The sequence below is a fragment of the Cohnella boryungensis genome, assembly GCF_042651945.1.
In the GTDB taxonomy this organism is placed as follows: Bacteria; Bacillota; Bacilli; order Paenibacillales; family Paenibacillaceae; genus Cohnella; species Cohnella boryungensis.
Genome location: NZ_JBHSED010000040.1, coordinates 462,583 through 482,015 on the forward strand (window position 1 = coordinate 462,583; position 19,433 = coordinate 482,015).

Consider the following 19,433-nt stretch of genomic DNA (forward strand, 5'->3'; position numbering starts at 1 on the left):
TTCAAGTCCTCCTTTTTGCATTTTATACCAGAAAGCTAGAGGCGATTACGAATGGACAACAATTCCAATTCCAAACCAGACGAATCGACCGAGCTGGAGGCAAGGTCGGATTCGGCTGAAAGAACAAACCGCGAAGACGGGACGGGCAATCCTTTCCGTGCTTCCTCTGAAGCCGGAGATTCCGTGCTGAGCCGGAGAAACAAACGAAAAAAGCCCAAGGGCAACGAGCTTGTCGAATGGATTAAGGCGCTGGCGATCGCGGGCGTTCTCGTCCTTGTTATTCGCTGGTTTCTCGTCAGTCCCTTTATCGTGGACGGTCCGTCGATGGAGCCTAACTTCTGGGACCGCGAGCGAATCATCGTGAACAAAATCATCTATGACATACGCGCGCCCAAGCGGGGCGAGGTTATCGTGTTCCACGTTCCGGAGGAAGGACGCGATTTCATCAAACGGGTTATCGCGCTGCCGGGCGAGACGGTAAAGGTTGAAGGAGACCAGGTATACATAAACGGGGAACCGTTGGATGAGACTTACTTAAGGGATGCATACGATCAAGCGCATGCGCAAGGCACTCTGTACAACCGTTATGACGGCGATCGTTCCAACTTCCCGAATACCAAATTCCCGGAGGGAGTTGTTCCCGAGGGTACGGTGTTCGTCATGGGAGACAATCGTCCGAACAGCGAGGACAGCAGAATGATCGGCTACATCTCCACGGATCGAATCGTCGGTCGGGCGGATCTGATCTTCTGGCCGATCAAGGATTTCAAATTCGTAAATCATTAACGCCGGCGAGGGGGAAGCCCCTCGCATTTCTATATGCAAAGGAGGCAACGAGACGTGACGATTCAATGGTTTCCCGGTCATATGACCCGGGCGAGACGACAAATCGAAGAGAAGCTGAAGCTGATTGACGTCGTGTTCGAGCTGCTGGACGCGCGTATTCCGGCTTCGAGCCGCAATCCGATGGTGGATGAAATTACCGGATCGAAGCCCCGGCTTGTGCTGTTGAACAAAGCGGATCTGGCGGACCCGGAGCAGACGGCGGAATGGAGCCGATATTTTCGCGACAAGGGCTTGGCCGTACATGCCATCGATGCGAATGCCGGCTCGGGCGTCAAAGAATTGGCCGGCAAGTCGAAGGAGCTGCTGAAGGAGAAGATTGACCGGCAGCTCGCCAAGGGAATGAAGCCCCGGCCCATTCGCGCGTTGATCGTCGGGATTCCTAACGTAGGGAAGTCGACGTTGATTAACCGTCTGGCAGGCCGCAATATTGCGCAGACAGGCGATCGCCCGGGCGTAACGAAAGGACAGCAATGGATTCGCTTCGGAGGCGAGCTGGAGCTGCTAGACACTCCGGGTATTCTCTGGCCCAAGTTCGATGATCCGATCGTCGGGTTTCGCTTGGCTGCGACCGGCGCGATCAAAGAGGACGTTCTCCATCTCGACGAGGTTGCCTGCTTCGTGCTGAAGGTGCTGGTCGAGGAGTATGGGACGGTGCTGGGCGAGCGCTACGGCTTGACGGAATTGCCTTCGGAGCTGCCGGATATGCAGACGGCGGTCGAGGTGCTGGAGAGCATCGGCAAGCGCAGAGGCTGTATCGTCAGCGGAGGCCATGTCGATTACGAGAAGGCGGCGACGGTTCTGCTGAGAGACCTGAGATCCGGCAAGCTTGGACGAATGACGCTGGAGCGTCCGGACGCGACAGGGGAGCTGGCGTAGCGCCAGCCCCGGTGCGCCCCCCCCTTGAAAGAGACCTTTCCGCAGCGGCCGTACTGGGCGCCTGTGGAAAGGTCTCTTTCCTATCGGGCGGCGAGGAACGCCGGAGAAAACGAAAGCTCGTGTTCCTTAGCCTGTAAATGTGTTAAATTACGTGTATATCCTACAGCAGGAAGGTCACGATATGCTCTATTATTTCGCAGCGCTGCTGACGGCGGCGTTGATTTTGTTTCTGAGCCAGCCGCGAAGCCCGGTAAATCGATGGGCGGCCATCTTCCTCGTATTCTCGTCCATCGGGGGGCTGGTCGACGAGCTGCGGGCTTCCGGGCACTCGGGATGGGCGAACGCCGTGGAATTCATGAATTTGACGATTACCCCGTATGCGGTGGTCGTATTTTGCATGGTTTACTCAGGTCTTCCGGTTAAGAGGAGGCTCTTGGCCGCGCTGAAGGGAATTCTGCTGCTTCCGATTGTTGCGACTGCGGCGTTTACGCCGTTCTCTCCAGAGCTGGAGCTGCATTACGGCTGGCTGCTGGCTTGGGCGCTGCCCTATTACTCAGGGAGCTGCGTGCTGTTAATCGTCTCCCTTCTTCGGGAGAGAAGTCCGGGCAAGCGCAAAAACAGGCTGATTACAACCGCTATTTTCGTTCCGACTTTATTAAGCGTGCTGATTTTCATCTATATTGCAAAAGCCTGGTACCCGGAGTTCGAATTTTTCGAATATGTGTCCTACTTTCTGATTTATTCGTTCGTGGTCGGTGTGCTGAGCGTTTTCGTCTACGGGGTTCTGGGGTTTCGGCTGCGGATTGAGCGCGACCCGCTTGACGATACGATGAAAGCAGTCACCCAGGGGACCCGATTGTTGAATCATACGCTCAAAAACGAGCTCGGCAAAATTGCCGTCAGCGCCGATAATTTGCGCAGGGCGCTTCCGCGGGAGGACGAGCTATCCGGGCAAAGCCTTCGCATCATCTCCGATTCGGCCGACCACATGCTGGAGATGGTGGACCGGATTCATAGCCGTACGAAGGATATCGTACTTAATATGCAAGTCTGCCGACTGGATCTGATCGTGGACGAATGTGTCCGAAGACATCGGGAGCTTCTGGAACGCGGCGCGATACAGGTCCGCACGGAGTATCGCATCAGGCCGACGCTGCTGTGCGATCCGGTGCATCTGGCGGAAGCGATCGGCAACCTGCTGACGAATGCGGCGGAGGCGATGAGGGACGGAGGAGAGATTCGAGTGACGCTCGCGGCAGGAAAGAAGGGGGCAAACGCGATTCTTTCCGTTATGGATACAGGGACAGGCATTCCCAAGGAGGCGCTCCCCCGCATCTACGACCCTTTCTTCAGCACGAAGGGAAGCAGCCGCAACTTCGGTCTAGGCCTGTCCTACGTCTATCAGGTGATGCGCAAAAGCGGCGGGACGATATCGGTAAAGAGCCGCGTCGGAGAAGGTACGAGCGTCGAGTTACATTTTCCGCTGGGAGCAAGCAAGGGGGAGAAGGGATGACGAATAACGAACAGATCCGGGTGCTGCTCGTGGAAGACGATCCGGACTGGATCAAGGCGATGACGGCGTTCCTGAATTACGAGTCGGATATGCTGGTCGTCGGGGCGGCGATGAGTGCCGATGAAGCGGCTCGTCTGGCCGAGACGCTGGCGTTCGACGTGGCGCTCGTCGATATTCAGCTGACCGAAGGCGGAATGGAAGGCATTCGCGTCGCGGCGGATATTCATGAGCGGCATGCCGCCAAGATCATCATGCTGACCTCGATCGGCGAAGAAAGCGCGATGACCCAGGCCTTCACGGCCGGGGCGATTAATTATGTGGAGAAGTCCCGCTACAAAGAGATTCCGCAGGCGATTCGCAGCGCCCATCATCATCCTGCCGCGATGGAGGCCTTGCTTAAGGAATTCGCCAGACTCAAGCGCGAGGAGCAGCTCAAGGAGCTGACGCCCGCGGAGCGGGAAGTGTACGAGCTGCTGGAGGAAGGGTATTCGCAGCCGCAAATCGAGCGCAAGCTGTTCAAGGCCGAGAGCACGCTCAAAAATCAGGTGAACAAAATATTGAAGAAGCTGGGGGTCAGGAGCAGCAAGGAGGCTATAGAGAAAGTACGGCGGAAGGGACTGCGCTAGCGTGCGAAGCAACGTTGGCAGGAAAGGCGGGGGAACAAGACGACATGAATGGAACTAAAACCGCGCGCCCGATCGGGCAACTCTATCTATCTTTCTTCCATACGCTCGTATCGATATCGGGCGGCAGACGGCGATACGATGAAAGAACGATTGTGCCGCAGCTGCGCAATAGGCTTCGTCACGCAGGGCAAGGGCGCTGCGCGACCTCTTCTCTGCAGCGTCAGGCAGGGTCGCCCCGTCGTCGAATGACGCTCGGGGCGGCCCTTTGTTTCGAAGGCTGGACGAGTCGGCTGCCGGCCATCGGCTTTGCGATGGCCGCAAGGCGGACTGGCATCGGGATGGCGGCCGTGTTACGATAAAACAGGGCCGAGGGCTAGAGCTTGGCCCTCACTCATCATGGGAATTATGGAGATAAGGAGAGCGTTATGTTTATAGCTGTAGGTATTGCATTCGTCATCATTTATGCCTTGATCGTGTTCTATATCGGCTGGAGCGGCTGGTCTTGGATGAGGCCGTCCGTATCGCGCAGGTTCCGTTGGTTTTACATTGCGATTGTAGCTTTTCTGGCCAGCTCCTTTATCCTTGCAAGGGTATTCCCGGGCTCCGCCATTCTGAACGTCATCGGTTCGTACTGGCTGGCTATGTTCAGCTTGCTCTTGCTGCTTCTTCCCATCGTGCATCTTATCCTGTGGCTGACCAGACTTACCTCGTTGCCTCGGCATGCTGTGCAGAAGATCGCGGGAGCGGTTACGCTTGTTTTGCTCGCGACTCTTATCGGGTATGGAAGCTATAACGCCTATAGTCCGGTAGTACGCACATATGAAATTGAACTGGACAAGAAGGGACCCGAGAGCGGAAAGCTGAATATCGTCATGGCTTCGGACATGCACTTCGGCTACTTGTCGGGCAAAAGGCATGCGCAACGCATGGTTGAGGAGATCAATGCGCTGAAGCCGGACATCGTCCTGTTTCCCGGCGACATCATCGACGACGATATCGTGCCGTATAAGGAGAAGGGGATCGGAGAAATATTGGCGCAGATCGAAGCTCCTTACGGCGTATACGCTTCGCTGGGCAACCACGACAAGTTCAACGGAGAAATGCAGGAGCTGATCGAGCTGCTCGAAGAAAGCGGAATGCAGGTGCTGTATGATGAAACCGTGGAAGCGGCGGAAGGGTTGACGCTTGTCGGCCGCAAGGATTACAGCGACAAATCGCGGACGGATCTGGCGAGCCTGACGGCAGACGTCGATCAGGACAAGCCGATCATCCTGCTGGATCATCAGCCCAGAGAATTCGAGATCGCCCAAGAGCTCGGCATTGACCTCGTGGTATCCGGTCATACTCATCGCGGACAGATAGCGCCCGCGAATCTCATCACGAAGCAAATCTACGAGAACGATTGGGGGTATCTCCGCAAGGAGCAATTGCATACGATCGTCTCTTCCGGCTACGGCTTCTGGGGGCCGCCGATCCGCATCGGCTCCCGCGCCGAAATCGTACTCATTCAAGCGTCCTTCAACGGGTAATCGACCGATAGCTTTATCCCGCGCATCCCGCCAAGGGATGCTTTTTTTTTGACGAAATGGACGAGGAAGGATGTTCCATACATGAATCGAATTGCCTGCGTTGGGGGAGCATGAACGTTAGAATTCCGGATGAGCGAGGAGCTTATGCATGCCTAAGGATGAGCGAAAACTGTCCGGGACGCTGCAGGACAATGCGGAGGCGATGAAGGAGACGATCGGGCACAGCCCGGATGTCCAATTTCGCCCCTTCCATGTCGGAGGCATGTCCTGGCAAGCTATGATTGTATATATCGACGGTCTCGTAGACAAAAAAACGATTAACGAACAAGTAATGAAGCCGCTGATGCACGCAGGGCCGCCGTCCGTGGGCGAGTTCGCTCGGAAGCGAAGGCAGAGAGAATCAAGGAAACCATTCAATCTTCGATTCTTTCCGTCGGAAATCTGAAAAGCACCGATAGAGATTCAGCCGGATGCCGGTCGAAATCCGCGTCGTAGCGGCCATTCAGGAATTTGGCACGAGAGGGGCCAAGCAGAGATAGACGAATCAAGCCGCAGCCGATAGAAGATCGCTCTCTTGCCTGTCCCGGCGAGAAGGGCGATCTTCTCGTTTATTTTGCTCGAAAGCGCAAGGTACTAGAAAACGTAGTACCTTCGGATCGGGACGTTCCTATAAAGATGGAACTGCGCAGGGGTCTGACTTCGGAGGTACAATAGAAACAGAAAGGGGGGCTGAAGATGGAGGACTACGGGATAGACAAGGTGTCCGCGCCGATCGTGCTGCTGATCGACGGTCAGTGCAATCTCTGCAGCGGCATTGCGCGGTTTGTCATCCGGCGCGATTCGCGCGCCCGATTCCGGTTCGCATCGCTTCAGTCGGATCCGGGACAGCGCTTGCTGGCGGAGGGCGGTCTGAACAGAGAGGATCTGGATACGTTCGTGATGGTCGATAACGGCCGTTATTATACGAAGTCGACCGCGGCGCTGCGAACCTGCGGAAAGCTGGGCTTGCCATGGTCGCTGGCTTGGGCGGGATTGCTTGCTCCGCGCCTGCTGAGGGATCGGGTATACGATTTTATCGCCAAGCGCCGCTACCGTTGGTTCGGCCGTCCCGACCGCTGCCTCGTTCCGACGCCGGACGTTAGCGCGAGATTTCTGGAAGGCGCGTCGAATGACGCAAAGGAGGGGGAGCCGCATGAAGGCTAGACCGATCTACGTAGCGATCAGGATGAAGGCCGACATGCAAGCGCTATGGGAGCATACCCAGCAGCCGGATCTTCATCGGCAGTGGGATTTGCGATTTTCCGATATCGACTACTTGCCTCGCCGGGCCGGGGAAGAAAGCCAGAGGTTTCTGTACCGCACGCGCATCGGATTCGGTCTGAGCATCGCGGGGACGGGGGAAACGAAGGCGACGTTCGAAGGGGATAAGGGAAGGCGTCTGTCGACGCTTGCCTTCGGATCGGAGCAGCGACTCTCGCTCATTCGCCGCGGCGGCGGCTATTGGAAATACGAGGCCTGCGAGAACGGCGAGCTTTTGTTTGCAACTCGCTTCGATTACGAGACGAGGTTCGGAGCTCTCGGCAAGTGGGCGGATATCCTGCTGTTCCGGCCTCTGTTCGGATACGCGACGGCCTGGAGCTTTGACAGACTCAGGCTATGGCTCGAGAAGGGAATTTCTCCGGCTGTCAGCGCGGAGAAGGCCATTCTTCATTATTCGGCCGTCGCGCTGCTTGTTCTGTTGTGGCTGTACCAGGGAGTCGTGCCCAAGCTGCTCTACCCGGGGTACGGGGAGCTGGACCTGCTTCGGCAGACGGGGTGGCTGAACGGATGGGAGGAAGTCGCGCTGCCGCTGCTCGGAGCGGCGGAGGCGGCGCTTGCTTTCCTCATCGGGTTCATGCATCGCAAGCGGTGGGTGTACAAGCTGCAGGCAGGGCTGCTGCTGGCACTCGGCATGGCTGCCGTAACGGGAATTCCCGAGCTGCTGCGCGATCCCTTTAATCCGCTTACGCTCAGTCTCGCGATGGCGGGAGTCGGACTGGCGGCTTCGAGAACGGCGGAGGGGCTTCCGAATGCGGCGAACTGCCGCAGAAGACCTGTCAAACCTAACGAAAAGGCAAGGAGGCTGCGGCCGACATGATCTCAATCTATGAGCAAGCGCTAGGTTCGGAATTTCGCAAGCTGCACCCGAAAGTGCAAGAGCGCTTCGGATTCAGCAGCAAGGACGGCATTGCATCCATCGGACACGGCGTCATGGAGCGCATCTGGTATGCCAAATGGGCGGCCCTTCCGCTGCGGCTGGGCCAGACTCGGCACATTATGTTCCCTCGGGGCGGAACGGCCATCCCCTTCAGCATTGACAACTATGCTTACCGGGATGCCTATGGCCGGGAGACGGTGACCTGGTGCCGGAAGTTCAAATTTCCCGAGGCGATCCGAAGCTTCGACGCCACGATGATCTATAGCGAGGACCGGCAAAAAATCGTGGATTATCTCGGAACGAAGCAGCATCTTGCGGTAGATTTGGAGATGACGGTTCGGGACGACGGCGGCATTCAGATTCGTTCAGGCGAACAGCGCTTCTATGAAGGCCCGTTAGGCTTCCGTTTTCCGCCCTCCTTGACCGGCATCGCCAATGTCTGCGAATGGTATGACGACAGGGAGCAAACCTTCAAAATTTCGGTGAACGTGACGAACCCTCTGATCGGCCCGGTATTTCGCTATCATGGGCGGTTTCAGGCGCGGTTCGAACGCCTGGACGCCGCCGCTTTCCCGCTGGATATCAAGCCGCTGCGGGAGGAACGGAGAGAGTAATAGAGCGCGCGGGCACTAACCGGGGGCTTCCATACAGGAGCTCCCGACAGCTTTCCCCGTAAACGGGGATTTTTTGGCGTCTATCGACAGGAGGGAAATGGAAAGCTAGAATGGAAAATAGAAGAATAGAGCAAGGAGGGACCAATTATGAGACGGGCAATAAAACGAGCGACGGCGGCTTGGCTTGCCGCCCTGCTGCTGCTGCTGGGCAGTCTGTGGCCGGCGCCGGCGGGGGCGAACGGCCCGGCGGGGCCGCTGGGGCCGGAGATCGAGTTCCGGAGCAATGCGGACTGGCCGAGCGGGTTTGCTTTCAATTATTCCCTATTCGGCGGGGGAGCGTACGACGGTCGTTATATTTGGATGGCCCCTGCCGAAACTTCAAGGGTCGTCAAGTTGGACACCGAGACAGGACTGATGACCAGCTATGACAGCTGGCCGACCGGATTTGTCAAAGGAAACGGCGCTTTCGGAGACGCCGTGTTCGACGGCGATTCCGTATGGTTGATTCCCAGTCTCGCGGACAGAGTCATTCAGATCGACTCGACCAACGGAGCGATGACGGGATATCAGAATTGGCCGAGCGGCTTGTCGGGCTCCGCTCCGCGCTTCAGCGGAGGGGTCTTTCACGATGGGGCGTTATGGCTGATTCCTTCGAACGCGAACCAGATTGTCCGGCTAGACAAGTCGTCCGGGACAATGACAGGATATGCAGCATGGCCGAGCGGATTTTCCCTGCAGGGGTACGACTTCGCAGGCGGGGTGTTCGACGGACAATTTATTTGGCTGATCCCGTCCAGAGCCGATCGCGTTATCAGGTTCGATCCGGCAACAGGAGCGATGGAAGGCTATAATGCATGGCCGAACGGCCTAAATCGCGCCGGCTACGCTTTCTCTGGGGGAATATTCGACGGAAACGGCAACGTCTGGCTGATTCCGTACAGCGCCAATCAGATCGTCAAGCTGAATACGAGCGACGGAGAGATGACCGGGTACAGCGATTGGCCGAGCGGGTTCGATAAAAGCGGCAGTTTGCTGACGGGTCCGGCATTCGACGGCCGAAGCATCTGGGTGAAGCCTAGCGGCGACGGCAGATTTCTGCAAATCGATACGGTGACTGGAGAAATCTCGGGGCATTATGCCCCCGCCGGCGATTATATTGGAAGCTTTAGAAAAGGGATATTCGACGGATTGAATCTATGGCTGGTTCCCTCGAGCGCCAGCGAGGTTCTTCGACTTTCCAGCGTTCCGGCGATGGTTTCCGCCGTCGGGGGCTCCGAGACTGCGACGCTGTCGTGGTCGCCGGTCAACGGAGCTTCGGGCTATCGGGTGCTGCAGAGTCCGACGGCGGCTTCCGGCTATACGGAAGCTACGACCGTAAGCGGAGCGGTGTACAGCCACACGGTGACGGGTCTGACGAATGGAACGCCCTACTATTTCAAGGTAACGGCCCTGTTCCCGGGAGATGAAAGCATCGCCTCTAACGTTATGAGCGCGACGCCGTTATCGGACAATGCGGATCTGGGCGCTTTGTCGTTGTCCGCGGGAACGCTGAATCCGGCGTTCGCGCACGGCACGGATGCATACACGGCGAATGTAGGCAACGAGGTCGGAAGCTTGTCGATCACGGCAACCTTATCCGACGGAGACGGCACGCTGACGATCAACGGAGCGGCGGCGACCGACGGCGCGGCGTTCGGTCCGATTTCCTTGAACGTGGGAAGCAATACGATTACAATCATCGCCACGGCGCCCAGCGGAGCGACGAAGACGTATACGGTAACGGTCGAGAGAGCTGCGCCGGCTGCGGCTTCCGGCGGCAGCGGCGGAGGCTCCGCGCCTGTACCGCCGAGAAGCGTCATTGATCTGAACGGCAAGGAGATCGACCCGGCCGCCTTCGACCCGGAGAAGCCGTCCGTCATTCTGGAGACCGAGCCGAAGGGAGATTCCGTCTATGCGGCGATTCCGTTGTCCGTACTTGCCGGTCTTAAGGAGCGCAATGCCTCGTTCTTCATCGAGATCAAGACGCCTTACGGCAGCTACCGCATTCCTGTTCGACTGGCCGAGCTTATTCCCGGATTGGACAAGCTGTTGGCTTCGAACGGGCTTAAAGCCGAGGAGCTCAGCTTCAGGATCACGCTGACGGATAAGTCCGGCGATCCGGCCATCCGAACGGCGCTTGCCCGAGAACTGCCATCCGGCAAGGTGATGGGCGCAATCGTCGACTATCGGATAGAACTGGTTCAGGCGAAGACAGGAGCCGCGATCGGAACGGCGGACAAGTTCGCCGAAGCGTTGACGAGGTTGATCCCGATGCCAGGGAGTAGGACGGACATGCCGGAGCAGTGGGGGGCATTCCGTTATCGCGAATCGACTGGTAAGCCGGAGTTCGTTCCGGCGCGCAAGCTGAAAATCGGCGAAGCGTGGTTCGCAGCGATCCGTTCCGATTCCAACAGCATCTATGCGGTGCTGGAGAACGAAATAGCGTTCAGCGATATGAGCGGGCATTGGGGGCGGAAGGCTGCTCATACGGCCGCAGCCAAGGGGCTGGTAAACGGCGTAGGAGGGGGCCTCTTCGCCCCGGACCGCTTGGTCACGGGAGCCGAATTCGAGACGATGCTGCGGCGGGCGCTGGGCCGAGAATCGCTCACGCCGGATGCAACGTCCGGCCGGCCGCTGACAAGAGAGCGGATGGCTGGCATGCTGGCCGGAGCGATCGGGCCGCAGACGCCCGCAAGCGCAGGGCAAGGCGTCGCGTTGGACGGCTACCGGGACATCGGGACCGTGCACCCGGATTACATCGCAGCCGTCAGGACGATGGCCAAGCTGAACGTGATGACGGGAACCGCAGCGAACGTATATGAGCCGCAGCGGACGGCAACCCGAGCCCAGGCGGCCGCTGTGCTTGTGCGGACGCTCGTCGCGCTCGGCATGATCGACGAATAACGGCGTCCTATGGCGCCAAACGGGGCGTCCGTCTGCAAGTCCTCATCCGAAGCCGGGTGGGGACTTGCGTTTTAATGCGCACGTCCGCCTTCGCCTGAAGCCATGCGCGAGGGGGAGGACGGACAGGCTGCAAGCTTGCGAAAAAATGGACATCGGCGCCGAAGACACAGAGACGGGAGAAACGGCATGATCAAACAAACAATTGCGCTTCTCGTCCTGCTTGCGATCGGCCTATCGGGAGCGGCGACCGCATTCGCGGAAGCCGCTCCCGCGGCCGGGCACGGCAGGACGACGCCTTCGGGCATCGAACTCGAAAAGCTGGAGGAATTTGTAGATGAATACGTCGAGAGCAGAGTGGGGAAAACCTTGGCCGGCGCGTCCATCGTGATCGTAAAGGACGGACAAACCGTATTGTCGAAAGGCTACGGCTACGCGGATCGGGAGAAACAAGCGCCGGTCACGCGGAGTACGGTATTCGAGTGGGGCTCCATCAGCAAGCTGGTCGTTTGGATCGGCGTCATGCAATTGGCCGAGCAGGGGAAGCTGGATCTGAACGCGGATATTCGAGCCTATTTGCCCGACGATATTCTGTCGGGCTTAACCTATCGCGAGCCGATCACGATGCTGAATCTGATGAACCATAACGCGGGCTTCGAGGAATATATGTTCGATATGGCCTACACCTCTCCCGAGAAGGTGCGCTCGCTGGAGGAGGGACTAAAGCTTGCCCGGCCCGCGCAGATATACAAGCCGGGCGAGGTTGTCGCTTATTCCAACTATTCCACTACGCTCGCAGCTTATATCGTCGAAAGAATCAGCGGCCGGCAGTTTCACGCCTATGCGGAGGAGCAGGTGTTCTCAAAGCTGGGCATGAATGAGACAACGGCCCATCCCACGCTGGAGAACCGTCCGGAGCTGATCGCGGAGAAGGCGTCGGGTTACCTGCTGGCGGGCGAAGACGATTTCGCGCCCGGCTCGTGGAACTATATGTCCATGTACCCAAACGGCGGGAACAACGGGACGGCGGAGGATCTCGCCAAGCTGGCCGTCGCGCTGATGCCGGCCGAGGGAGAAAGCTCGCCCCTGTTCGCCCGGCCGGACACGTTAGCGGAAATGCTTGCCCGGAGCTATTCGGCGGATGCGAATATGCCGGGGATCGCGCATGGTTTCTGGGAATATCCGGGCGCACGCAGGACGCTGGGGCACGGCGGGAACACGATCGCGTTCTCCAGCCAGCTCCAATTCGTTCCGGAGGAACGCTTTGCGGTCATCGTCATGACGAACCAAGCGGCCGAGTCCGACATCGTCCACGGGCTGTCCAGAGCGTTGACGGGCATGCGAGACCTGGGCACGCTTCAAGAGGGGCTGCCCGATTCCGCGCAGCTTCAGGGGAGCTTCATTGCCGCGCGCCGCCCCGCTTACGGCTTCATGAGCCTATATCCGTATCTCACCCTGCTTAACATCGAGCCTCTTGGAGCGAAGGATATTCGCGTCTCTCTGGCCGGATTAACGGCGGAGTACAGGCAGGTCAAGCCTTTCCTGTACGAGAAGGGGAGCGGCGACGACGCATTGGACGCTTTTCCGATGCTGCATTTTAAGGTGACCGGAGGCAAGGTGGACAAAATCTCCATGTACACGACCGACTATTTGCCGCTGCCTGCCGGGAAGTCGCGTCCCCTATTGCTCTTGAATGCCGTTCTGGCTGCAGTCTCGGTCGCTTTCTTTATCTTATCGCCCTTGGTGATGCTGGCGAGGGCTTTATGGCGCAGAAGGAAAAAGACAGAGCGCTCCCCGGCGCAGTCGGCGATGCGCAGGCTCGTCGCCGGACTGAGCCTGACCGGCACCGGGCTCGTCGCGAACAATCTGCTGCTGGCGGCCAGAATGCTTAGCCGCAACGAGCGCGCCTATTCGGAGGTTTGGCCGCAGCTCGTTGCCAATCGTATTCTGACGGGATTAGCCGTTGCGCTTGCGGTATGGCTTGCGCTCTATTGGATGGCGAGGAGACCGAAGTTGACCCTGCGGCAAAAATGGGCGACGCTGCTCCCCGTCGTCCTGCTCGCTGCGCTTATCGGCTTGTTGGCGTTCTGGCAATTCTATCGCTAATCAAGCAGCCGAACCCGAAATGGAAAGTCCCGGCAATCGGGAGAAGAACGAGCCTCTTTGGACCCGGGCAACAGCGAGGTTATCGTCACGTGGCCGGGCAAAGCATGCTAGGGCTGCAATCGAGCGGAAGGAAGCAGCGGATGGAACCGAGAGACGAATTGCGCCAGCTCCTCCGCGTATCCGTCCACGACCAGCTTGCGGGGAGAGAAAATCGCCGCCCAATAAGCGCTGAACTCGGATGAGGCATAGCGCTTGCGCAGCATGGAGTGGTCCGCGTCGGGAAAATACGAGAGCGAGAGCAGGCCGGGAGGCAGCTTCTCGCGATAGACGCTTTCGGTTTCCTCCACGTCTACGTTAATGTCTTGCCCTCCTAGCACCAGAAGGATGGGGGACGTGAATCGCGTCAGCTCGTCGCTGGCGTCGGATCGGAAATTTCTTGCGATGAAGGCCCATCTGTCCCTGGAGAGAAGGCGATCCGGCGCCGCGAGCTTGAGATACTCCTCATAGGAGGAGCCGCGCTCAAGCAACTGCACGATTCGCGCATTGTAGGCTTCGCGCTCCTCGATCTCGTCTTCGGTGCGTCCGTCCCGCAGCATCTCGGCGCGGGTGTTGTACTGGCCTTGGGAAATCCAGTTGACGGCGGGCGATACGAGAATGCTGAAGGCGAGCGTCGGCTCCTTCTCCACGATCTTGGGAATGACCCATCCCGCCTGGCTTGCTCCCCATAAGCCGATGAAGCGTTCGTCGATCTCGGGCAAGGATCGCGCCCACTCGATCGCATGAACGATCTCTTGAGCGCGATCCTCCATGCTTTGCTCCAGCCAATGGCCGGAGGAGCCGCCGATTCCCGGCTTGTCCAGCGACAAGGAAGCGTAGCCGACGGAGGCGAATTTTTCCCACAGCGGCTTGTAGCCGTCATTGTAGGAATCGTCTATCGGTCCGTCGCCATGCACGAACACGACGAGCCCGAATTTGCCGGAGCCGTTCTCGGGCAGCGCCAGCGTTCCGGCGAGTCTGCCCTGCGGGGTATCGATGACGACGGCTCGTTCGATCATGCGATAAGAATGCTGGTCAAGCACATAGAGGACAAGCGCGAGCAGAGCGCCGATCAGCGCGATAACGGCGATTTTAACTTTTTTTCTCATCGATGCGGCTCCTTGGCTGCGAATTGGGATACCAGGCCATGTAATGCCAGAGAGGCTCCTTAAATAACAATTGTCCAACGATGCTGTATCTGGATCGGACGAGACGGAAGCCCATTCGCTCGTATAATTGAACGGCCCGGACGTTCCGGCCCGCGACATGGAGCGTCAAGCGATCGAATTCGGGACGTTCTTCAACCAGCAGCCGCGCCTGCGACAGCAGCCGGAAGCCGATTCCCAGATTGCGGCGGCTGGCGCTGACGGCGACGTAGTCGATATAGCACTCCCTTGGAAGCGGCTCGTAGTCGAGATAGCTGAGCCCTCCCAGCAAACGGCATACGTTGAAAAATCCATACTGCTTAAAGAGGCTGCTCAAGCGGATCGGTCGCTCCGCGCGTTGCGCGCTCGGGGCCGTTCGCGATTTCAGAGAGAGGGCGCCGACGACTTCATTCCCTTCTACGGCCACCGCCTGAGCGGTGAGAGAGGGCCACGCGATTCGTGCCAGACGGGCAAGCCGTTCGTCGTCCAGAGGAGCGAGGGCTTGGAACTTGCCGCGAAAAGCCTGCAGAAGAAGCTGTCTGACGGCTTCCTCGTGCTGCATGCGGTAAGGGACGATCGGGATGTCCGGACGGGTCGTCATCGGAGTTCTCCGCAGCGGTCAGGATCGAGCCTGACCTGAATTTCATACTGAAGCCGCTCCTGCTCGAACATAGACAGATAGGCATGTTCTACGAAAATAAAAGGCCCTGCGGCGGAGGCATGACGTTGGCGCAGCTCATGCGCCAGCCGCTCCGCTTCGCGTTCAAGGTCCTGCTCGTCGGTCAGCGCGAACGGCTTGCAAAGATACTCTCCTTCCTCCAATACGCTGTCGCTTTTCTCCGCGCTTTCCATGCACAGAAGCGTGCGCTGCGCCTCGCAGACGTAATAAAGATCGTTCTTGTACAAGCCGCTTGGCGCAGGCTCCCGTTCGTACAGGCTGCGGGCGGTAAGCGAGGCGCCGTCCGCCAGAACGAGCCATTGCTTCAAGCGGCGCTCCGGCAGCCATCGACGCTGGTAGCCGCGAGGCTGTTCGCTCCATTCCCGCTGCTTGTCCAGCAAGCTTTCCATTTGCCGCTGCAGCTTCGTCAGCCGATCGATTTCCGTCCGAACCTTGCCTAGCGATTCGTCCAGGAGCAGCCTGTAATTCTCGGGAGAATAGCCATTCAGGCATTGCTCGATCGTGCCGACGGGAATGTCCAGCTCGCGGAGCAGCAAAATATGGGCCAGCCGATAAACCTCGTCGATGCCGTACATGCGATAGTGATTGTCGCCGGTGAAGGCCGGAGGCAAAATCCGCTTATCTTCGAAGTAGCGAAGCTGGTGCACGGATACGTTCATAAGCTTGGCCAGCTCGCTGATGGTGATGTAGTCGTTCATGGGAGAGCCCCTTCCGGATGCAGAGTGAATGTCTTAACGATAAACCTTAGGTCTGTCCTAATGTCAAGAACGGATTCGTCACGGGCGAGTCTGGCCTCTTTGGCGGTAACGCGGCATGCAGGTTGCTTCGTTCCGGCGGATAAGCTATACTTACGCAATTATTGACTAATCACTCACAGTTGAAGGAGACGGGAAGCGCTATGGCTAGAGCGGAAGCGGCATCGGTCAATCGCAAATCCGATATTGTATCGGCGGCGATCGAGATTTTTGCGGAAATCGGTTACTATCGCGCCACGACAGCGCAGGTCGCGGAGCGGGCGAAAATTTCCCAGCCTTATATTTTTCGTTTTTTTGCTACGAAGGAAGCTTTGCTCCTGGCCGCGCTGGAGGTTTCCTGGACAAGAGTCGTCGAGGCTTTCCGCAGAGCCGTGGACTTGGCTTCGCCGGACCAGCTGGAGAGGCGGCTGATCGAGGCCTATGTGGAAATTCTCGCTGCTCACGAGAAGGAAATATTGCTGCAGATGCAAGCCCAGACGATTCAGGAAGCGCCGATTCGCCAAGCGATGCAGGACGGCTTCAGGGAAGTGCGCGGGATGGTGCTGGAAGCCTTCCGGGCAGCGAACATGGAAAACGCCGAGGAGCGGACGCTGCTATTCCTTGCCAGAGGGATGCTGTGCAACATTGCGACATCGTTGCAATTGCCCGAGCTTATGGAAGGGGGAGGACGGAAATAATAGCTTTACGAAATTTATTTATTGACCAATCAATAACTTGATGATAAAGTGTGCAATAGTTAGTGATTAATCAATTACAAACAAGAGAAGAGGATGAGGCAAATGGAAAAGGCCATCGTAGTCGGAGCAACGGGCGGAACAGGAGCGGCAATTACAGAGGAGCTGGTGAAGAGGGGGATTCCTACGCTTGCGTTCGGCCGTTCGTCCGGCAAGCTGGAACGGCTGGCGAACCGCCTGGGTAATCCGGAGCATCTGGAGATCGTCGTCGGCGATGCCTTCCGTTCCGACGAGATTGCCGCCGCGGCGCGCGGGACTGACGTTCTGTTTCATTGCGCCAACGTTCCTTATCACGAGATGGAGAAGAAACTGATCCCGCTGGGCGAATCGGTCATGGAGGCGGCGAATCTCCTTGGCATGAAGCTGGTCGTCATCGATGGCATCTATCCTTATGGACGCAAGCAAATGGAGCGAGTGACGGAGGAGCATCCGAAGGAGCCGCACACGAGGAAGGGCAAGACGCGGCTCGCATACGAAAACATGCTGTTCGATGCCAGATGGAAGCGCGTCCGGACCATGATCGTCCGTCTGCCGGATTATTATGGACCGACGGCGAACGAGGCCTCCTATCTGGGCGCCACGCTCGAAGCGATCGCGGCGGGGAAGCCTGGCATCTTCGTCGGGAATATGCAGGTTCCCCGCGAATACGTGTACTTGCCGGATGCGGCATCGATGGTGGTGGAGCTGGCCGGACGGGAAGAAGCTTATCGGCAAAACTGGAACATTCCCGGGGCGGGTCTGATTTCCGGCAAGGAGATCGTGCGACTGGCCAGGAGGGCGAGCGGGCGCTCCAGGCCGATCGTTCCGCTCGGAAGAATCGGGCTCTCGCTGCTCGGCCTGGCTGCGCCGGTAATGAAGGAAGTGGTCGAGATGCTGTATTTGACCGAAGAGCCGCTTGTGCTCAGCCGGGACAAATACGAGAGCCGCATCGGTCCGATTCCGGAGACGCCCTTCGAAGAAGGAATTGCGCAGACGATACGGGAATTGCAAAGAAAGCTGAAGATTGCACATTTGTAATTGATCAATTACTAATCCGTGTTCAAGGGTAGTTCGGCACCATATTAACTTGAATAAGCTGATGGAAGGCAGCGAGCGGTCCCTTTCGCGATGGAATGGACCTTAGAACTTGGTGAACCGCGACAGAAATAATGCTTGGCAATCCCGTGCCGATATCGGACAATGAAAGGAGCGGATTAGGAGGAAGAACGATACATGGAAGAGATCAATAGATTGACTTATGAAACCGAATTGTGGGCGCAGGGCATGACGGCGGTGGCGGGCGTCGACGAGGTCGGACGGGGCTGTCTGTTCGGAGACGTGGTGGCCGCCGCGGTCGTGCTGCCGGTCGGGCTTGTGCTGGAAGAGGTAAATGATTCGAAGCAGATCAGCGAGAAAAAGCGGAACAGGCTCTACGAGCAAATCATTCAAGAAGCGACGGCATGGTCGGTGGCGAGAATCGAGCCGGCGGTGATCGATTCGATCAATATCCGTCAGGCGTCCAGACTGGCGATGAAGCAGGCGGTGCTAGGTCTGGGAGTCGCGCCGGAGCACTTGCTAGTCGACGCGGAGACGGTAAGCCTGCCCATCGGGCAGACGGCGATCATTAAAGGCGACAGCTTGAGCCAATCGATCGCGGCGGCTTCCATCCTGGCCAAGGTGACGAGAGACCGGCTATGCGCGGAGGTGTGGGAGGCGCTGTATCCCGGATACGGAATCGCGGTACATAAAGGCTATGCGACGAAGGTCCATCGCGAAGCGTTGCAGAGGCTCGGGCCGACGCCGATGCATCGCCGCAGCTTCATGAAAGGACAGGAAGCGGAGCAGCAGGCGCTGTTCTAAGGGCGGACGAGCGTCCCATCCATTCATGGCGGGACGGCGGAATGCCGATACATAGGATAGGGAGCTTGTAAGGAGGAATCGGCATGAGCATGAATATCGGTCCGATGCTGCGGGCGCTGATGGGCGACGCGGTGCCGACGGACAGCCGCTCGCTGGAACTGAAAATCGGTCAAATCGTCAGAGGCGTCCTGCTGGAGCTGCTTGAAAATCAGGAGGCGCTCGTCAATATTAACGGCGTGCACGTAAAAGCCAAGCTGGATGCGGAGATGCCGCTGGGCCGCAGCGCGCTGCTGCAGGTTCAGCCCGGCGGGGCCGGGGGTCTGGTGACCTTGAAGCCGCTGGCGGACACGACGGAGGCTCTGCCCGAAGAAGGGCTGAAGGATGTTCTGAAAACCTTCGGCATGCCGGAGCAGAAATGGGCGATGGAGCTGCTTCGCGGATTGAAGCGAGACGGCTATCCGATCGGCAGGGAGGCTGCGGCGCACTTCAATGCCGCAGCCGCGCTTAAGCCGCCCGGAGTCGATGCGGAGACGTGGCTGAACGCGGCTGACGTCGCGTTTCGCAGGGGGCTGAAGCCGACGGAGACGACGCTGTCGTCGCTCCGGCAGGCGTTGTTCGGCCAGCCGATCCATGAGGGGCTGGCCGATCTGCGGACGGCGCTGGACGGCTGGCTGTCCGGAGCGAAGCCGCCTTCCCCGGAGGCTGCGGCTCTGGGGCAGCGGCTGCAGAGCTTGCTGGCGCAGGGCGCTTCGATCCTCTCCGAGGGAGAAGCGCTGCTTGCCGGGGAGCGGCAAGCGGGCGCGCAGACCGCGAAGCCCGATGCGGCGCTTCCGCAGCAGCAGGAGGCGGCAGCGCCGCGAGCCGGCGGCGAGCCGGGCAAAGCCGCCGCAGACGCCGCGCAAGCCCGTGGCGACGGCGCGGCCAGGAGCGCGGCCGCTGCCCAGCCGCAAGCCCCGGCAGCGCCGGGCACGCCAGCGCCGCCGGCTCAGGGCGGCGCG

Annotated in this window: 18 protein-coding genes and 1 pseudogene; 16 read left to right on the forward strand and 3 right to left on the reverse strand. The window is 58.6% G+C overall.

All coding sequences use genetic code 11. From position 1 onward, the window contains the following. Positions 1 to 51: 51 nt before the first annotated feature. From lepB to ACFO1S_RS21040, 12 genes are all read left to right on the forward strand, one after another. Positions 52 to 786: a signal peptidase I gene (gene lepB / locus ACFO1S_RS20985; protein ID WP_204601485.1), complete on the forward strand. Its 735-nt coding sequence runs from the start codon at positions 52 to 54 to the stop codon at positions 784 to 786. A gap of 54 nt (positions 787 to 840) precedes the next feature. Then, positions 841 to 1,722, forward strand: coding sequence for a ribosome biogenesis GTPase YlqF (gene ylqF, locus ACFO1S_RS20990; RefSeq protein ID WP_204601486.1), 882 nt, complete (start codon positions 841 to 843; stop codon positions 1,720 to 1,722). Positions 1,723 to 1,903: 181 nt separating this feature from the next. Beyond that, positions 1,904 to 3,235: a sensor histidine kinase gene (locus tag ACFO1S_RS20995; protein WP_204601562.1), complete on the forward strand. Its 1,332-nt coding sequence runs from the start codon at positions 1,904 to 1,906 to the stop codon at positions 3,233 to 3,235. Beyond that, positions 3,232 to 3,861 carry a response regulator gene (locus ACFO1S_RS21000; RefSeq protein WP_204601487.1) on the forward strand — a complete coding sequence of 210 codons (630 nt, stop codon included), beginning with the start codon at positions 3,232 to 3,234 and terminating at the stop codon, positions 3,859 to 3,861. The genes ACFO1S_RS20995 and ACFO1S_RS21000 overlap by 4 nt, the downstream gene beginning before the upstream one ends. Positions 3,862 to 3,905: 44 nt before the next feature. Then, entirely contained in the window at positions 3,906 to 4,220 is a 315-nt protein-coding gene (locus ACFO1S_RS21005) for a hypothetical protein (RefSeq protein WP_204601488.1), read from the forward strand. 66 nt (positions 4,221 to 4,286) lie between these two features. Next, complete coding sequence (locus ACFO1S_RS21010; RefSeq protein ID WP_204601489.1) at positions 4,287 to 5,390, forward strand: metallophosphoesterase; 1,104 nt, start codon at positions 4,287 to 4,289, stop codon at positions 5,388 to 5,390. A gap of 148 nt (positions 5,391 to 5,538) precedes the next feature. After that, positions 5,539 to 5,835 (forward strand): spore germination protein, encoded by a 297-nt coding sequence (locus ACFO1S_RS21015; RefSeq protein ID WP_378127483.1) that lies wholly within the window; start codon positions 5,539 to 5,541, stop codon positions 5,833 to 5,835. 290 nt (positions 5,836 to 6,125) lie between these two features. Further along, a complete protein-coding gene (locus ACFO1S_RS21020; protein ID WP_204601490.1) occupies positions 6,126 to 6,593 on the forward strand; it encodes a thiol-disulfide oxidoreductase DCC family protein in 468 nt (155 codons plus the stop codon). Beyond that, entirely contained in the window at positions 6,583 to 7,527 is a 945-nt protein-coding gene (locus ACFO1S_RS21025; RefSeq protein WP_204601491.1) for a DoxX-like family protein, read from the forward strand. Before ACFO1S_RS21020 ends, ACFO1S_RS21025 begins: the two co-directional genes overlap by 11 nt. Continuing rightward, on the forward strand, positions 7,524 to 8,201 hold the full coding sequence (locus ACFO1S_RS21030) for a DUF4166 domain-containing protein (protein ID WP_204601492.1): 678 nt from the start codon (positions 7,524 to 7,526) through the stop codon (positions 8,199 to 8,201). The genes ACFO1S_RS21025 and ACFO1S_RS21030 overlap by 4 nt, the downstream gene beginning before the upstream one ends. Before the next feature lie 147 nt (positions 8,202 to 8,348). Next, entirely contained in the window at positions 8,349 to 11,144 is a 2,796-nt protein-coding gene (locus ACFO1S_RS21035; protein WP_204601493.1) for an S-layer homology domain-containing protein, read from the forward strand. 186 nt (positions 11,145 to 11,330) lie between these two features. Continuing rightward, the gene (locus tag ACFO1S_RS21040) at positions 11,331 to 13,247 is read left to right on the forward strand and encodes a serine hydrolase domain-containing protein (RefSeq protein WP_204601494.1); all 1,917 of its coding nucleotides are present in this window, start codon (positions 11,331 to 11,333) and stop codon (positions 13,245 to 13,247) included. Between the two features lie 107 nt (positions 13,248 to 13,354). On the opposite strand, the gene ACFO1S_RS21045 is transcribed toward ACFO1S_RS21040, so the two are convergent. From ACFO1S_RS21045 to ACFO1S_RS21055, 3 genes are read right to left on the reverse strand one after another with little or no spacing between them, the layout of a single operon-like run. Then, positions 13,355 to 14,392 (reverse strand): alpha/beta hydrolase family protein, encoded by a 1,038-nt coding sequence (locus ACFO1S_RS21045; RefSeq protein WP_204601495.1) that lies wholly within the window; start codon positions 14,390 to 14,392, stop codon positions 13,355 to 13,357. Further along, positions 14,376 to 15,029, reverse strand: a complete 654-nt coding sequence (locus ACFO1S_RS21050) for a GNAT family N-acetyltransferase (RefSeq protein WP_204601496.1) — start codon at positions 15,027 to 15,029, stop codon at positions 14,376 to 14,378. Before ACFO1S_RS21050 ends, ACFO1S_RS21045 begins: the two co-directional genes overlap by 17 nt. Further along, positions 15,026 to 15,805, reverse strand: a complete 780-nt coding sequence (locus tag ACFO1S_RS21055; RefSeq protein ID WP_204601497.1) for a MerR family transcriptional regulator — start codon at positions 15,803 to 15,805, stop codon at positions 15,026 to 15,028. Before ACFO1S_RS21055 ends, ACFO1S_RS21050 begins: the two co-directional genes overlap by 4 nt. 200 nt (positions 15,806 to 16,005) lie before the next feature. On the opposite strand from ACFO1S_RS21055, the gene ACFO1S_RS21060 reads away from it, so the two are divergent. The 4 genes and pseudogenes from ACFO1S_RS21060 to ACFO1S_RS21075 form a co-directional block, all read left to right on the forward strand. Next, positions 16,006 to 16,539, forward strand: coding sequence for a TetR/AcrR family transcriptional regulator (locus tag ACFO1S_RS21060; RefSeq protein WP_204601498.1), 534 nt, complete (start codon positions 16,006 to 16,008; stop codon positions 16,537 to 16,539). Positions 16,540 to 16,641: 102 nt separating this feature from the next. After that, on the forward strand, positions 16,642 to 17,613 hold the full coding sequence (locus ACFO1S_RS21065; protein ID WP_204601499.1) for an NAD-dependent epimerase/dehydratase family protein: 972 nt from the start codon (positions 16,642 to 16,644) through the stop codon (positions 17,611 to 17,613). 195 nt (positions 17,614 to 17,808) lie between these two features. Beyond that, complete coding sequence (locus ACFO1S_RS21070; RefSeq protein WP_204601500.1) at positions 17,809 to 18,435, forward strand: ribonuclease HII; 627 nt, start codon at positions 17,809 to 17,811, stop codon at positions 18,433 to 18,435. An 83-nt stretch (positions 18,436 to 18,518) separates the two neighbouring features. Continuing rightward, positions 18,519 to 19,433: pseudogene (locus ACFO1S_RS21075) on the forward strand (hypothetical protein); the annotation flags it as partial.

Bases quoted from the DNA above. Each gene is read 5' to 3' on its own strand.
- lepB (WP_204601485.1), top strand. From the start codon at position 52: ATGGACAACAATTCCAATTCCAAACCAGACGAATCGACCGAGCTGGAG.
- ACFO1S_RS20995 (WP_204601562.1), top strand. From the start codon at position 1,904: ATGCTCTATTATTTCGCAGCGCTGCTGACGGCGGCGTTGATTTTGTTT.
- ACFO1S_RS21000 (WP_204601487.1), top strand. From the start codon at position 3,232: ATGACGAATAACGAACAGATCCGGGTGCTGCTCGTGGAAGACGATCCG.
- ACFO1S_RS21005 (WP_204601488.1), top strand. From the start codon at position 3,906: ATGAATGGAACTAAAACCGCGCGCCCGATCGGGCAACTCTATCTATCT.
- ACFO1S_RS21010 (WP_204601489.1), top strand. From the start codon at position 4,287: ATGTTTATAGCTGTAGGTATTGCATTCGTCATCATTTATGCCTTGATC.
- ACFO1S_RS21015 (WP_378127483.1), top strand. From the start codon at position 5,539: ATGCCTAAGGATGAGCGAAAACTGTCCGGGACGCTGCAGGACAATGCG.
- ACFO1S_RS21020 (WP_204601490.1), top strand. From the start codon at position 6,126: ATGGAGGACTACGGGATAGACAAGGTGTCCGCGCCGATCGTGCTGCTG.
- ACFO1S_RS21025 (WP_204601491.1), top strand. From the start codon at position 6,583: ATGAAGGCTAGACCGATCTACGTAGCGATCAGGATGAAGGCCGACATG.
- ACFO1S_RS21030 (WP_204601492.1), top strand. From the start codon at position 7,524: ATGATCTCAATCTATGAGCAAGCGCTAGGTTCGGAATTTCGCAAGCTG.
- ACFO1S_RS21035 (WP_204601493.1), top strand. From the start codon at position 8,349: ATGAGACGGGCAATAAAACGAGCGACGGCGGCTTGGCTTGCCGCCCTG.
- ACFO1S_RS21040 (WP_204601494.1), top strand. From the start codon at position 11,331: ATGATCAAACAAACAATTGCGCTTCTCGTCCTGCTTGCGATCGGCCTA.
- ACFO1S_RS21045 (WP_204601495.1), bottom strand. From the start codon at position 14,392: ATGAGAAAAAAAGTTAAAATCGCCGTTATCGCGCTGATCGGCGCTCTG.
- ACFO1S_RS21050 (WP_204601496.1), bottom strand. From the start codon at position 15,029: ATGACGACCCGTCCGGACATCCCGATCGTCCCTTACCGCATGCAGCAC.
- ACFO1S_RS21055 (WP_204601497.1), bottom strand. From the start codon at position 15,805: ATGAACGACTACATCACCATCAGCGAGCTGGCCAAGCTTATGAACGTA.
- ACFO1S_RS21060 (WP_204601498.1), top strand. From the start codon at position 16,006: ATGGCTAGAGCGGAAGCGGCATCGGTCAATCGCAAATCCGATATTGTA.
- ACFO1S_RS21065 (WP_204601499.1), top strand. From the start codon at position 16,642: ATGGAAAAGGCCATCGTAGTCGGAGCAACGGGCGGAACAGGAGCGGCA.
- ACFO1S_RS21070 (WP_204601500.1), top strand. From the start codon at position 17,809: ATGGAAGAGATCAATAGATTGACTTATGAAACCGAATTGTGGGCGCAG.